The sequence below is a fragment of the Rhizobium sp. 768_B6_N1_8 genome (genome assembly GCF_051811225.1).
Classification (GTDB): Bacteria; Pseudomonadota; Alphaproteobacteria; order Rhizobiales; family Rhizobiaceae; genus Rhizobium.
The window spans coordinates 4,237,603-4,252,296 of the sequence record NZ_JBPWPV010000001.1 but is presented as its reverse complement, the minus strand read 5'-3'; the positions used below and the strand labels follow the sequence as shown (position 1 = coordinate 4,252,296).

The following is a 14,694-nucleotide window of genomic DNA, read 5'->3' as shown; positions in this document are numbered from 1 at the left end:
TGATAGGAATGAAGTATTAGGCCTCAAGCGGGCATTATTTGTAAAATACAAAGTATGAATGATAGTCATATTTAACTAATTACATTAGCGGAATTTTCTGTTTTCCGCACTAAAAGCACTCCCATGAAAAGGCGATGAATGCCGGCTCAGGATCATGAAAATCTGGAGTTAATGGGATGAACAAGACAATCCGCGACCTCGTAGCCAAGTTCGGTAAGCTTCCTGTTCCTGTTGATCAGGTTGCCGACGATGCGGATCTCTACGCTGCGGGTCTGACGTCCTTCGCCTCGGTGCAGCTCATGCTTGGCATCGAAGAGGCATTCGATATTGAATTTCCTGACAATCTCCTGAACCGCAAGTCCTTCGCAAGCATCTCGGCGATCGCCAAGACGGTCGATCTCATCCGGGATAGCCGAAAGGTCGCCTGATGAACTTCCCGGTCAAGATCACGGAAGACAGCCTGGTCGCAAGGGCTGCCCGCGTCGCAGAAATTGCGGCAAAACATGCGGATGCCGTCGATTTCGAAGGCCGGTTCCCGCAGGAAGCCGTCAACGCGATGAAGACCGAGCGCCTGCTCGGCATCCAGATTCCCCGCCATCTCGGTGGCGAGGCCGCTTCCATCACCCAGATCGCCGAATTGTGCTCGATTCTTGGCCAGGCCTGCGCGGCAAGCGCGATGGTCTTCGCCATGCACCAGATCAAGCTTTCGAGCCTCGTCGAACACGGCGTCGACAGCGAATGGCATAGCGCCTTCATGCGCCGTATCGCCGCCGAACAACTTCTGATCGCTTCCGCCACCACCGAAGGTGGGATCGGCGGCAATCTGCGCAACAGCATCTGCGCCATCGAAATCGACGGCGATATCTGCAGGCTGCAAAAGGATGCGACCGTCATTTCCTACGGCTCGCATGCCGATGCAATTCTCATCACCTCGCGCAGCCATCCGCAGGCCGCTTCTTCCGATCAGGTGCTGACTGCCTTCCTTAGGGATCAGTACACGCTCGAAAAGACGCATATCTGGAACACGCTCGGCATGCGCGGTACCTGCTCCGACGGCTTCCTCTTCAAGGGCGAAGCGCCGGCCGCACAGATCCTGCCGAAGCCCTTCGCTGAAATCGCTGCGCAGTCGATGCTCGCCTCCTCGCACCTGCTCTGGAGCGGTGTCTGGTACGGCATCGCGGTCGATGCCGTTTCCCGCGCACAGGGTTTCGTGCGTGCCGCTGCCCGCAAGTCTCCCGACGCCACGCCGCCCGGCGCGCTTCGCCTCGCGGAGGTTTCCAACCTCCTGCAGATGGTGAAATCGAACGTCGTTGCCGGCCTCAAGGCCTATGAGGATGCCAAGGTTGACGGCGACAAGCTCTCGTCGATGGGTTTTGCCGTGGCGATGAACAATGTGAAGATCGCCTCTTCGGAAACGATCCTGGAAATCGTCAATCATACCATGCTGATCTGCGGCATCATGGGCTACAAGAACGGTACGCCCTTCAGCCTCGGACGTCATCTGCGCGATGCCCATTCCGCACAGCTCATGATCTCGAACGACCGCATCCTCGGCAATACGTCGAGCATGCTCCTCGTCCATAAGCAGGACACTAGCCTACTGGGGTAAAGCCATGGATATGCAGACTTCGTTTCTGGACCGGCTCTTCGAGTCTGGTCTGCTGATCGATACCGGCGTTGACGGTCTTTATGGCCGCAGCGGCCAGTTCGAAGATGTCATCGCTGCCTTCGAGCGGCTGATCGACAAGTTCGGCGGCGGCGATGGCGCCGAAGCGATGCGCTTTCCGCCCGGCATGAACCGCGCGCTCTTCGAAAAGAGCGGCTACATGAAGAGCTTTCCGCAGCTTGCCGGCACGGTGCACAGCTTCTGCGGCGCCGAGCTCGACCATATGAGCCTGCTGCAGTGCATGGAAGTCGGCGAGGACTGGACCAAGGACCAGAAGGCGACCGACATCGTGCTGACGCCGGCAGCCTGCTATCCGCTTTATCCGACGGTCGCCAAGCGCGGCAACCTGCCGGCCAAAGGCGGTCTCTTCGATCTGCAATCCTATTGCTTCCGTCATGAGCCTTCCAAGGATCCGGCCCGGCAGCAGCTTTTCCGCATGCGCGAATATGTCTGCATGGGCACCGAGCAGCATGTGACCGATTTCCGCCAGAGCTGGATGGACCGCGGTGTCGAAATGATGAAGCAGGTCGGTCTCGACGTGACGATCGACGTTGCCAACGACCCGTTCTTCGGCCGTGCCGGCAAGATGATGGTCAACAACCAGCGCGACCAGAACCTGAAGTTCGAGCTCTTGATCCCGATCACCTCCTCTGCAAACCCGACGGCCTGCATGAGCTTCAACTATCATCAGGACTCGTTCGGCGTGAAGTGGGGCCTGAACCTTGAAGACGGCAGCGTGGCCCACACCGCCTGCGTCGGCTTCGGGCTGGAGCGCATTGCGCTCGCGCTCTTCCATCATCACGGCCTTGACGTCAAGGAATGGCCGGCAAGTGTGCGGAAAGTCCTGTGGGGCTGAGCGGCTCGATGACATCGGTCTTTGCGGGTATCGATCCCGATACCTACAAGGCGCATGCGCTGCATTCCGGTGAGCGCATGTGGCCGGAGACCAATTGCTACATCGATCTCTGGATCGAGGTTCTCTCGACCTTCGGTGTTGCGCCGGAAGCGATGCTCGGTTTCACGTTGACCCAGGATTTCGAGGGCGACCAGTTCACCTTCTTCAAGGTGCCGCTGGAGGATCTCGAAGCGCTCTACGGCATTCGCGCCACCGAGCTTGCGATCTACGACCGCGTCGAGCGACATATCGAGGTGCAGATCGCCCGCGGGCGGCTCTGCCTCATCGAGATGGATTCCTTCTACATGCCAGATACGCGCGGCACCGCCTACCGGCAGGAACATGGCAAGACGACGGTTGCGATCAACCGGCTGGACTTTGCCGGCAAGCGTGTCGACTACTTCCATAATGCCGGTTATTTCCGCATCGAGGGCGAGGATTTCGACGGCTTGTTCCAATCCCATCTGACGGATGAGGATGCGCCGTTCCTGCCCTATACCGAATTCGCCAAGTTCCCGGAACGCCCTGTCGGCGAAGCACATCTGCGCGAGGTTTCGCGGCGGCTCCTGGGCTTCCATTTCCATCGCCGCCCAAGCGCCAATCCGATCCGCGCCTTTGCCGAGGTCTTTCCGTTGCAGGTTGAGGCAGTAGCCGATCGGCCCTTCGGTTTCTTCCACAAATATGCCTTCAACACGCTGCGGCAGGTAGGTGCGAATTTCGAACTCGCGGCCGATCATCTGACTTGGCTTTCAGCCGGCGAGTTTGGTGTTGCGGCCGGAGAGGCGCGCCGGATCTCGGAAGTGGCGAAGTCGGTTCAGTTCCAGCTTGCCCGCGCCGTCACCCGCCGCAAGTTCGAGCCTTTGAAAGCGGCACTTGATCCGGCAGCCGATGCATGGGATTCGATGATGGCATCGCTCGCGGAGCGAGTCTGAGGCCGGAGATCTGACCATGCGGGGGCGGTTGGCAAGCATCGGGGCTGAGGAAAGCTTGCTTTCCGAAGGGTGGAATCTGGTTCTGACCGAGCCTGGCGCCTGCGCGACACCCCACGACATCCATCTTTCGGCGCAGTTCATTCCTGCACCTGTTCCCGGCACCGTTGCAGCGGCGCTCGAAAGAGCAGGGCTGTTCGACCGGGAAAATCCACAGCCGCTGAACACCAAGGATGCCTGGTACCTGACCCGCCTCTTCGATACGGAGCCGGGTGAGGCGATCCTGCGTTTTGAGGGGCTGGCGACGATCTGCCATGTTTTTCTCAACGGCCAGGAAATCCTCTTTTCCGAGAGCATGTTCACTGCGCACGAAATGCCGGTGACGCTGACAGGCGGTGATGAACTGGCGCTCTGTTTCCGGGCGCTTGGCCCTCGTCTGTCGGAGCCGGGGCCGCGTGCTCGCTGGCGACCGCAGATGATTACGCCTCAAGGGCTGAAGAATGTCCGCAACACACTGCTCGGGCATATGCCCGGCTGGTGTCCGGAGATCCATGCCGTTGGGCCGTGGCGGCAGATTTCGCTCGTGCGCCGGGGCGTGGCCTCGGTCGATCATGTTTCGGTGCGCGCGGTGTTGGAGGAAAACGGCGCGGGGCGACTCAGCGTTTCGCTTTATACCGCTGGCGAAGAGCCGGTGATGCTGTTGCGTTGCGCCGGCGCCGAGCAGGGTTTCGAGAAGATCGGCGATCGGCATTATTCGGCGATTCTCAAGCTTTCCGACATCGAGGCGTGGTGGCCGCATACGCATGGTGTGCCGCATCTCTATGATGTGACGCTGGTTATCGATGGCGAAGAACATTCGCTGGGCAAAGCCGGCTTTCGTCGTATCGAGGTTGAGCATGGCGCTGATGGCAATGATTTCGCGCTTGTCATAAACGGCGAGCAGGTCTTCTGCCGCGGCGCGGTCTGGACAACGGCCGATATCGCACGGCTGCCTGGCGAGCGGGCCGATTACGAGCCCTTCCTGCGGCTTGCTGCCGAGGCTGGCATGAACATGATCCGCATCGGCGGTACCATGGCCTATGAAACGCCTGACTTTTTCGCGCTCTGCGATGTGCTCGGGCTGATGGTCTGGCAAGACTTCATGTTCGCCAATTTCGACTATCCGAAGAATGACAAGGCTTTTATCGGCCATGTACATACCGAGGTGGAAGAGTTTCTGCATGGCGTACAGCTCTCGCCCTCGCTTGCCGTGCTCTGCGGCGGCAGCGAAATCCACCAGCAGGCGGCGATGTTCGGTCTGCCCCCGGATTTCTGGAGCGGGCCGATCACCGACGAGATCATCCCGGCGATCTGCCAGCGCATGCGGCCGGATGTGCCCTATGTGCCGAATTCGCCCTATGGCGGGGCGATGCCCTTTTCGCCCAACGCCGGCGTGACGCATTATTACGGCGTCGGCGCCTATATGCGGCCACTCGAGGATGCGCGCCGCGCCGAGGTGCGCTTTGCGGCCGAAAGCCTCGCCTTTGCCCATGTGCCGCAGCAGCGGACCTTGCAACGGCATCTCGACGTGCCCCCAGTTCACAGTCCGCTCTGGAAAGAGCGGGTGCCGCGCGACCGCGGTGCTTCCTGGGATTTCGAGGATATCAGAGATTTCTATCTCGGGCTTCTCTACGATCTCGATGCGGCCAGGCTCCGTCGAGAAGACCCCGAGCGTTATCTCGATCTTTCGCGCGCTGTGACGAGCGAGGTGCTGGAGGAGACTTTTGCCGAATGGCGACGCAAGGGATCGTCCTGTAATGGCGCGCTCGTCTGGACCCTGCAGGATCTGTTGCCAGGTCCCGGCTGGGGCGTGATCGACTCAACCGGCGAGCCGAAGCCTGTCTGGCATGCAATGCGCCGCGCCTTCCGTCCGGTGCAGGCGGTTTTTACGGACGAGGGGACGAACGGCCTCTATGTCCACGTCATCAACGAAACGGATAAGGTGGTCGCTGTCGAACTCGATGTCGCCTGCCTGCGCGAGGGGCGCCAGCAGGTCGCGAGCGGCAGCAAGGCTTTCAATCTCGACCCGAGAAGCGTGGAGCGTATCGCTTGCACCGATCTCTTCGGCGGCTTCTTCGATGCGACCTATGCCTTCCGTTTTGGCGCGCCGTCGCATGACGTCAGCGTTGCCTGGCTGCGGTCGACGATGGACGGAGCGTTGCTCGCACAGGCTTTCCATTTTCCGCGAGGCCGAGCCAAAGCCTTCCACGACGCGACGATCGAGGCATCTTTCATGCGTGAGGGCGATGATTGGTTCATCACGCTTGCGACCGACAGGCTGGCCCAATCTGTCCATATCGATGTCGAAGGCTACCGGGCGGAAGAGGACTGGTTCCATCTGGCACCGGGCCCTGCCAAGCGAGTGAAGCTCATCGCCGCTGCGGGCACTGATGGCGATGCATTGCCGGCAGGCGAAATCAGGAGCGTCGGCGCCGCGCGCCGTTTCGCGCTTTAAGGGCTAGGGAGCGGTCATGACCATCAGAGTGCAGGCGGAAGAGGCTCTGCGGGGCGTCTATCGGAGCGTGCGCGGGCATCTGCTGCAGCGGCTTATCGTCAAATCGCGGCTTGCCTTCAATCCGCGCCGGCCGGTTGAGATTGTCGGCTATCTGTCGATGGCGGCGGGTGTAGGCGAATCCGCGCGACTTTGCGTTGGTGCGCTTTCGCGGGCGGGCCGTGAGATCATGCTGGCTGATGTCAGCACGCATCCGGATGAAGGCAAGCTGGTGGAGTGGGCATCTACACAGGTTTCCGACGGCCAGCCGGGAAGCCGCATATGGCATCTCAATCCGCCCATGCTGCCGCGCGCGATCCTGAAGAAAGGCCTCGGGAATTTCACTCGTGCCTTCAACATCGGCTACTGGGCCTGGGAGCTTGAAGTGGTGCCGGCGGAATGGCGCAATGCCATGCACTATATGAGCGCCGTCTTCGTTCCCTCCGAATTCACCAGGCGAGCAATCGCGCCGCATACGACTGCACCTGTCATTGTCGTGCCGCACCCTGTTACCGAGCGGCCGGCGGCTGACGGTATCAGGCAGAAATTCGGAATTGCCGAGGATGCTTTCCTCGTATCGTTCATCTTCAGTGCCGGCTCCTCGATCAACCGCAAGAACCCGCAGGCGGTGATCGAAGCCTTCAGGCTCTTCAGCGCCGAATGCCCCAATGCCTTCCTGCTGATGAAGGCGAGCGGCAACCCGGCCAGGGACGAGACGCTTCGGGCACTCATGCAGTCCGTGGAAGGCGACCGCAACATCCGGATCGTTACCGACAATCTGGCGAGTTCGGAGATCAACGGCATTATCCGCGATTCCAATGCCTATCTTTCGCTGCACCGCTCGGAGGGCTTCGGCCTGACGGTGGCTGAAGCGATCATGCACCGCACGCCCGTCATCTCGACAGGATGGTCGGGCACGGCCGATTTCTGTGATCCCGACAATACCTGGCTGGTCGAGCCGTCGCTCATTCCCGTCGTCGACAGCCATCCGGAATTTGCCGATCTCAAGAATGCCGTCTGGGCCGATCCCTCGCCAGTGGCCGCGGCAGCGCATCTGAAGAGCATCTATTCCGATTCTGATGGTGCGAGGCGAAAAGCGGAGGGGGCTCGGACCTATCTGATGCGCCATCTTGCCGAGCACAGTTATGACAAGGCGCTTTCGAGGCTTTCGACGATGCAGGCGAGCTAAGCTGAGTGCCTCACTCCCCTTTATTTTAACGTTTCCAATTTAGAGATGGCTTGTTTTTCGGCCGCGATGCGGCTTCTAGCGGATGGACGGATGTCGAAGGGCATTATTGCAAACTCGGTGATGAATGCGGCGGCTGGCATGCTGCTTCTGGTGACGGGATTCGTATCCTCGATCATAACCGCACGCCTGCTCGGCCCCGAGGCCAACGGTATCGTCGCCTTTTCGCTCTGGCTCGTTGTCACAGGGGCCTCGATTGCTGAGCTCGGCTCCAGCATCACGCTTCTGAAGACGCTGCCGCAGCTTTCGGCGCAGGGCTACAGTTTCGAGCAACGTAGGGGATTTGCCTCGATCCTGGTCACCTTCATGGTCTGCTCCACGTTGGTGCTGCTGGGGCTCTATGCCCTGTTCTTCCTGACATCGGAGGAAATGCACTGGGCTGATACCGCGCCGTCGGTGGCGCTTGTGACAGGCATTCTCTTCTTCGTCCAGGCGATTGGCTCCTTCGTCAAATTCTACCTCATCGGCGAAAAGCGGCTTGGCACCTTCTTTCAGCTGACGCTGATCGTCTCGGTCTTTCAGCTTGTGGGTGTGGCGGTCGGTGCCGTTTTTTATGGGGTGCTGGGCGTGCTCGTCGGCTATGCGCTCGGCCAGCTCGTGCTTTTCGTCGCTACCTTGCCGATCCTCTTTACCCGTCGTGACCGCTGCGGCGTCTCGCTCAAATATCTGGCTTCGTCGTCGGTCATCCTGTCGATGCAGTTCATCATCGATTCGATCTTCCTCAACCGTATCGAACTGCTCTTCCTGCAGCAGTTCTGGTCGGTGGAAATGGTCGGTTTCTATGCTGCCGGCCTGTCGATCGCCAATATCGCGCTGCAGCTTCCCATCCAGATGAGCGGCAGCCTGCTGCCCTATTATTCTGAACGGCGGCATGCCAGCGCCGACTCGAAATTCCCGGTCGAGGCCTTTGCCGCCGTCATCCGCAGCATGGCCTATATTGTGCTGCCGATGAGCCTCGGGCTTGCTGCGATCTCTACTGAACTTGTGCATGTGGTCTTCGGCGAAGCCTTCGACCGAAGCGGCGGAGTAGTCGCCCTGCTTGCGCTTGTCGCGCCTGCCTACACTCTCATGCAGGTTCTCAGCCTGTACCTGCTTTCAATCGACAAGGCCAATGTACGGTTGAAAATCAGTGTGATAGGTGGCCTCCTGATGGTAGTGGGTTGTTTACTCATCGTACCTAGTCTTGCCGCCGAGGGTGCCGCGCTTGTGCGCATAGCCGTATTTGTTGCGATGTCGGTAATGATGGTCAGGCAAACGGGATTCGGAACTCAGCTTTCGGGCCTTTATCTCAGCCTTACGAAGATTACTCTCGCGGCGGTATTTTGCGGCTGCGGTGCCATCACTGCACTTGAGCTCATCCAGGGTCCGATTGGTCTTGTCGCGGCGATCATCGCTGGCACATTTACTTATTTTGCTGCGTTGAAAGTCCTGCGCGCCGTTCCGGCCGAAGATATCCAGGTGCTGCGCTCGATCCTCGACAAGATGCCGGCGCTGCTGAAGGGACCGGCAAGGCGCGTGGTCAATTTCATCACCCCGCCGACCCGAGAAGGAGAAGCGAAGAAGCCGGTCAACGAAGAATTCTCGCGTGAACCAGCAGAAGGCGCCGGCCGTGCCGCTGCTCTTCCCGTTGTCTTCGATGGCACGATTGGTCTGTTCATGCCCGAAAAGCCTGATGTCGCAAGACGCTCGGCTGCCGTCCTCTTCGTCAGCCCATGGGGTTTCGAGGAAATGTGCACGCGGAAATTCTATCGTGTGGCGGCAGAGCATTTTTCCGATATCGGTGTACCGAGCCTGCGGTTCGACTATACGGGCACGGGTGACGCACTCGATTTCGGAAATCAGACGCCGAGCCTGGAAATCTGGAAGAACTCCATCCGCGCGGCCGCTGTAAAGCTGAAGACGCTCAGCGGCTGCTCGCAGATCATCCTTGTCGGCCAGGGTCTCGGCGGCACGCTTGCTCATTTGACTGGCCATTCGATCGAGGGCGTCGACAGTGTCGCGCTGCTTGCGCCTATTCTAAGCGGCAGGGGGCATCTGCGCGAAATCAACATGTGGTCGCGGATCATCCATGCCGACCTCGGTCTCGGCAAGGAGCATGCGCCGAGCGCCCAGGTGCAGATCGCCGGTCTGACCTTGCCCGACGCGATTGCTGCGGAAATCGGCAAGCTCAATATCAGTTCACCGCAGGGCCTGGCGGCGCCGAATTACCTCATCCTCGAACGCCCGGTTCGGGGTGACGATACGGCCTTCGCCGACGCCCTGAAGGCGCTCGGCGGCAATGTCGAGCAGCGCGTTTTCGAAGGTTATGACGAGCTGGTCACGAACCCGCTCTTTGCCAAGACGCCGATGGCAGTCATCGCGCTGCTCACCGAATGGCTTGTCGAGACAACCGTGTCTGCCGCATCCGCGGGGCACTCTCCGCAGGAAGTCGGAAACCAGTCGCTCGCGGGTGATGGTTTTGAGGAAATTCCGGTTCGATTCGGAGCCTTCCAGCATCTGATCGGCGTCATCAGCCGGCCGCAGGGCGAGATCAAGGGTAATGCCGTGCTCTTTATGTCGACGGCCTATGACCGGCATGCCGGCTGGGGTCGTACGACTGTCGATATGGCGCGTGCGCTCGCTCGCCAGGGCGTCGTTTCACTCCGCTTCGATTCCGCCAATGTCGGCGACAGCGTTCCGCGCCCGGATGCGCCGGAACAGGTTCTCTATTCGGCGACACAGACGGAAGACGCGCTCGCCTCGCTGGATCTCTTGGAAAGCTTTGTCGCCGGACCGATCATGGTCGCAGGTCGCTGCAGCGGCGGCTATGTGGCCCTGCGCGCGGGCATCGAGGATGAGCGTTTGAAGGCGATCGTTTCGATTAATCCCTTCGTCTACTACTGGGATCCCGAGATGCCGGTGCGGCGCGAGCATGTCGTCTCTGTTCCGCGCAGCGTCGACGACTACGGTCAGCGGATGATGCGGCTCGACACGGTCAGACGGCTGTTCCGCGGCGAGGTCGATGTCTTTGCGGCCCTGCAGAACATCTTCATCGCGATCGGCCGCCGGCTTTCGCCGCGCATCGCGCCGCTTGTCGAACTCATTCCAGGCCGCCGTCATATCGCGCGGCAAGTGCGCCAGTCCTTTGCGGCGCTTGGCAGGCGCAAGGTGCCGCTGACGCTGATCTACAGCGAAGGCGATGTCGGTCTCGACCACATGTATTTCCATTTCGGCCCGCGCGGGCACAAGTTTACACGGCATCCGAATGTGCGGGTGGTGATGCTGCAGGATGCTGATCACAACCTGACGCCGCCGGAATCGCGCAAGCTGGTGCTGGACGAGATCGTTCGGTTAGCGAAGGCCTGAGAATTTCCTGCTTTGTTGGAGCACTTCCCGCAAAACTGCGCAGCGGTTTTGTGTTCGGAATTGCGCTAGGCGGCAATGCCGATCGACCGGTAGAGGTCGATATAGCGTTCGGCGACTGCGTCCCACGAATAAGCGTGCGCGGCCTGAACAAGGCTCTCCCGCAGTGCTGTACCCTCGGCGCTTACTTTCCGGTAGGCTTCCTCGATCGCGTCAGCGGCCCGATCCGGCTTCATGAAGTCGGCGAGAATGATCTGCTCGTGCCGCCCGGCAAGTACGCGGTAAGCCTCATTGGAGTTCAGGACTGGCTGCAGGCCGGCACTCATCGCTTCCAGCGCGACGAGGCCGAAGCCCTCATATTCCGAGGCGGAAGCGAAAAGAGAAGCTTTCGCGATGATCTCGCGGATCGTTTGATTATCCGGCGAAATAGTCAGAGTGACGGCCGTGTCCAGCGACCTTGCGGTGATCTCGCGCCTGAGATTGGCGGCATTGAGATCGGATTCGGCGCCGATGATATCGAGACGCCAGCCGGGATTGCGTTCGACGAGCGCTGCCGTTGCATCCAGTAGCAGATCGAGCCGTTTGTTTACCGAGAAGCGCCCGATAGTGACGACGCGCCGTTCGGGGGTGCGCGAGGAGGCATCGGCGAATTTGCCGATATCGGCGCCATTCTCGATGGTAATGCCATCGGGGACGATCTGGATGAACTGGCTGAGATCGGACGCGCTGCAGCAGACTACGCGGCGATAGGCGCTCGCCGAGCGCCGTGTCAGCGTCCTGAACCAGACCTTCTTGATCGCCAGGAATTTCTTCGTGTGAAAGAAGCCGCCATGGGTCGTGACGACCATGGGCTTGCGGTGCAGGAACCTGCCCCAGGCGAGTGCATCGAAGAAGAAGTCGATCGCATGGACATGGATCAGGTCGGCATCGCCGATATGACGGAACACCTGCGGCGCCAGCGGATAGCGGCTGCTGCCCGACCAGGGGATGCGCACGATCTCGATGTCGTCGATGATTTCGCGCGCCGGCAGCTTGTTTTCAGGTGCGGTAAAGAGGGAATTGAGCGTGACGACGCGAACGCGGTATCCGCGTTTCAGGGTCTGGCGGGCGAGATTGGCGACCACATCTTCCAGGCCGCCGCGGTTCGGCAGAAACTGGCGCACGACGTGCACGATGAGAGGCGCAGCATCAAGCTGCGGCCTTTTTTCGACGGTCACTGTCATGGAGACGGACATTTCCCACCTATTCTCTGTGGGAATGACCAGCCACGCCGGCCGTTAAGGTGCGGTATATGAAGATGCACCCCGAGCGGCTTTATTAACAAAAGGGTTAACTGGTTCAGAACGCCTTGAAGGTCAATGTCGTCAGCGAACGGACGATGCCGGGGATGTTGGCGATGTTGTCATTGATGAACTTGCCGATATCCTGGCCTTCTTCGATGTAGACCTTGAGCAGCAGGTCGTAATTGCCTGATGTCGAATAGAGCTCCGAGACCAGTTCGGTCTTGTAGATGGCGTCGGCGACCTCATAGGTCTTGCCTGGAGCACACTGGAGCTGGACGAAGATCGGCTTCATGGGAATTTCCTGCATCGAATTCTGATGGCGCGCATAATGGTCGAAACCGCTGCTGCGATGCAAGCCTTCCTTACATTTCAGGACCCGAACGGGCTTCGGAGACAATCCAGTCGCGGAAGGCGGCAAGCGGAGCGTAATCTGCGCGTTCCGGCGGAAAAGCGAGATAATAGCGTTCGCGGCTTTCCATCTCGCGGTCGACGGCGGGGATGAGATCGCCGCGCTTCAGTTCTTCCTGGATGAGGAAAGTCGGCAGCAGGGCAACACCGAGGCCGGCGATCGCTGCCTGCGCTGCCGTCGCAAACTGGTCGAACAGCATGCCGTGCACGCTTTCGAAGACGACGCCGTTGTCGGCAAACCAGCGTTCCCAGGCGTCGGGCCGGGTTGTCAGATGCAGGAGGGGCGCTGTCAGCAGGTCTTCCGCGCGGGAGATCGCGTTGCGTTTGAGGAAATCCGGGCTGCAGGCGGGCAGCGTGCGTTCCGACATCAGAAAGGCGAGTTCCGCGCCCGGCCAGTGGGGATGACCGAAGTGGATGGCGGCATCGATGGTATCGAGCCGGAAATCGAAGGAGGAGAGCCGGGTCACGAGGTTGATCGTGACGCCCGGATTGGTGGCGAGAAAGCGGCCGAGGCGCGGCGCCAGCCAGCGCGTGCCGAAGGTCGGCAGAATTGCGAGGTTCAAAGTACCGCCATGCGGGTTAGCGCGGAGGTTTAGCGAGGCGCTGGAGATACGGCGGAGTGCCTCGCGGATCTCACGCGCGTAGGCGTCTCCGGCAAGAGTAAGTCGCACGGTCTGGCGTTCGCGCAGGAAAAGCTCGACGCCGAGTTGCTCCTCCAGCGCCTTGATCTGGCGGCTGACGGCGCTCTGTGTCAGGTCGAGTTCGCGGGCGGCTGACGTAACGCTGCCGGTGCGGGCGACCGCCTCGAAGGCGGCGAGGTGCGAGATCGACGGCAAAAAACGTCTTGGTGAGAGCATGATCATTCCATTTCAGAATGAACTATTTCCGAAACGTCGATATTCACCGCTTCGGCGGCCTTGTAAAGAACTTCATCCTGCAAAATCGGAATGAACGCGGAGTTTCTTCATGCCCGGCGCTTTCGTCTCCACGGATCGCATCCGTTCGCTTTTCACCGAAGCCATGTCGCAGATGTACCGGACGGAGGTGCCGCAATACGGCACGCTGATCGAGCTCGTGGGAGAGGTCAACGCCGAAGTCCTCGCAAAAGACCAGGGACTGAGCGAGCGGCTTCGGCGCGCAGGCGAGCTCGAGCGCATCGATGTCGAGCGTCATGGCGCGATCCGTCTCGGAACGGCCGAAGAGCTGTTTACGATCCGCCGGCTCTTTGCCGTCATGGGGATGCAGTCGGTCGGTTACTACGATCTCTCGGTCGCCGGCGTTCCCGTACATTCCACCTGCTTCCGGCCTGTCGATGAAGCGGCGCTGAACGTCAATCCGTTCCGCGTCTTCACCTCGTTGTTGCGCCTGGAACTGATCGAAGACGAAGAGTTGCGCGCTGAAGCCGCGGCAATCCTCGCAAGACGGCGCATCTACACACCGCGCGCCATCGTCCTCATCGAACAGCATGAGAAAGCCGGCGGTCTGACGGAAGCGGAAGCTGCGGAGTTCGTTGCTGGGGCGCTGGAAACCTTCCGCTGGCACGGCGAGGCGACGGTCAGCGCCGAGACCTACAAGCGTCTGCATGATGCCCACCGCCTCATTGCAGACGTCGTCAGTTTCAAGGGGCCGCATATCAACCATCTGACGCCGCGCACGCTCGATATTGATGAAGTGCAACGGCGCATGCCGGAGCGCGGCATCACGCCCAAGGCCGTCATCGAAGGCCCGCCGCGACGCAATTGCGATATCCTGCTGCGGCAGACGAGCTTCAAGGCTCTGGAAGAACCGATTGCTTTTGCCGGCGAGGCCGGGACGACATCAGGCACGCATACGGCCCGCTTCGGCGAGATCGAACAGCGCGGCGTGGCGCTGACGGCCAAGGGCCGGGCGCTCTATGATCGGCTGCTTGCCTCGGTGCGCGGCGAAGTGCAGGTCGGCGCATCCGGCGCCAAGGCCGGCGACTACGATGTCGAACTTGCCGAGCGTTTCAAAGCACTGCCGGACAGCTGGGACGAGCTGCGGCGCGAGGGGTTTGCCTTCTTCCACTATTCGGCGACGCCCGAAGGTATTGCGGCCAAGGGACAGCTGCCCTCCGATCCGGATGCGTTGATCGCCGAGGGCTATCTGCGGTTCGATCCCATCATCTACGAGGATTTCCTGCCCGTCAGCGCGGCCGGTATCTTCCAGTCGAACCTCGGCACGGACCAGCAGCAGAATTATGCGACACGCTCGAATCGGGATGCCTTCGAGGAGGCGCTCGGCGCGAAGGTCCAGGACGAGCTCGCGCTCTATGCCGAGCGGCAGGCCGCCTCGCTCGACATGGCCATGGAAAAGCTCTGCCTTTCCGGCCTGAAGCTAAAGACGGTCGCCTGATATTTGGCCGCTTCCGCAAGGG

11 protein-coding genes are annotated in these 14,694 nt (G+C 60.4%); 8 read left to right on the top strand and 3 right to left on the bottom strand.

Annotation, left to right across the window (positions count from 1 at the left end; genetic code table 11):
* Positions 1-176: 176 nt before the first annotated feature.
* The 7 genes from AB8B33_RS21640 to AB8B33_RS21610 all read left to right on the top strand — a co-directional run bounded on the left by AB8B33_RS21640 (position 177) and on the right by AB8B33_RS21610 (position 10,611).
* A complete protein-coding gene (locus AB8B33_RS21640; RefSeq protein WP_112564399.1) occupies positions 177-428 on the top strand; it encodes an acyl carrier protein in 252 nt (83 codons plus the stop codon).
* Complete coding sequence (locus tag AB8B33_RS21635) at positions 428-1,609, top strand: acyl-CoA dehydrogenase family protein (RefSeq protein ID WP_439016838.1); 1,182 nt, start codon at positions 428-430, stop codon at positions 1,607-1,609. Before AB8B33_RS21640 ends, AB8B33_RS21635 begins: the two co-directional genes overlap by 1 nt.
* 4 nt (positions 1,610-1,613) lie before the next feature.
* Positions 1,614-2,522 carry an amino acid--[acyl-carrier-protein] ligase gene (locus AB8B33_RS21630; RefSeq protein ID WP_439016837.1) on the top strand — a complete coding sequence of 303 codons (909 nt, stop codon included), beginning with the start codon at positions 1,614-1,616 and terminating at the stop codon, positions 2,520-2,522.
* An 8-nt stretch (positions 2,523-2,530) separates the two neighbouring features.
* The gene (locus AB8B33_RS21625) at positions 2,531-3,493 is read left to right on the top strand and encodes a DUF1839 family protein (protein WP_439016836.1); all 963 of its coding nucleotides are present in this window, start codon (positions 2,531-2,533) and stop codon (positions 3,491-3,493) included.
* 16 nt (positions 3,494-3,509) lie between these two features.
* Positions 3,510-5,984, top strand: a complete 2,475-nt coding sequence (locus AB8B33_RS21620) for a glycosyl hydrolase 2 galactose-binding domain-containing protein (RefSeq protein ID WP_439016835.1) — start codon at positions 3,510-3,512, stop codon at positions 5,982-5,984.
* 46 nt (positions 5,985-6,030) lie between these two features.
* The gene (locus AB8B33_RS21615) at positions 6,031-7,209 is read left to right on the top strand and encodes a glycosyltransferase family 4 protein (protein WP_439017284.1); all 1,179 of its coding nucleotides are present in this window, start codon (positions 6,031-6,033) and stop codon (positions 7,207-7,209) included.
* Between the two features lie 90 nt (positions 7,210-7,299).
* Positions 7,300-10,611: an oligosaccharide flippase family protein gene (locus AB8B33_RS21610; RefSeq protein ID WP_439016834.1), complete on the top strand. Its 3,312-nt coding sequence runs from the start codon at positions 7,300-7,302 to the stop codon at positions 10,609-10,611.
* A gap of 65 nt (positions 10,612-10,676) precedes the next feature.
* Here the strand turns inward: AB8B33_RS21610 and AB8B33_RS21605 are convergent, their stop codons facing one another.
* From AB8B33_RS21605 to AB8B33_RS21595, 3 genes are all read right to left on the bottom strand, one after another.
* Entirely contained in the window at positions 10,677-11,843 is a 1,167-nt protein-coding gene (locus AB8B33_RS21605; RefSeq protein ID WP_439016833.1) for a glycosyltransferase family 4 protein, read from the bottom strand.
* A 103-nt stretch (positions 11,844-11,946) separates the two neighbouring features.
* A complete protein-coding gene (locus tag AB8B33_RS21600; RefSeq protein ID WP_007825394.1) occupies positions 11,947-12,183 on the bottom strand; it encodes an Lrp/AsnC ligand binding domain-containing protein in 237 nt (78 codons plus the stop codon).
* Positions 12,184-12,253: 70 nt separating this feature from the next.
* Positions 12,254-13,162, bottom strand: coding sequence for a LysR family transcriptional regulator (locus tag AB8B33_RS21595; protein WP_439016832.1), 909 nt, complete (start codon positions 13,160-13,162; stop codon positions 12,254-12,256).
* Between the two features lie 103 nt (positions 13,163-13,265).
* On the opposite strand from AB8B33_RS21595, the gene hglS reads away from it, so the two are divergent.
* Positions 13,266-14,672, top strand: coding sequence for a 2-oxoadipate dioxygenase/decarboxylase HglS (gene hglS / locus AB8B33_RS21590; protein WP_439016831.1), 1,407 nt, complete (start codon positions 13,266-13,268; stop codon positions 14,670-14,672).
* The last annotated feature ends 22 nt before the right edge of the window (positions 14,673-14,694 follow it).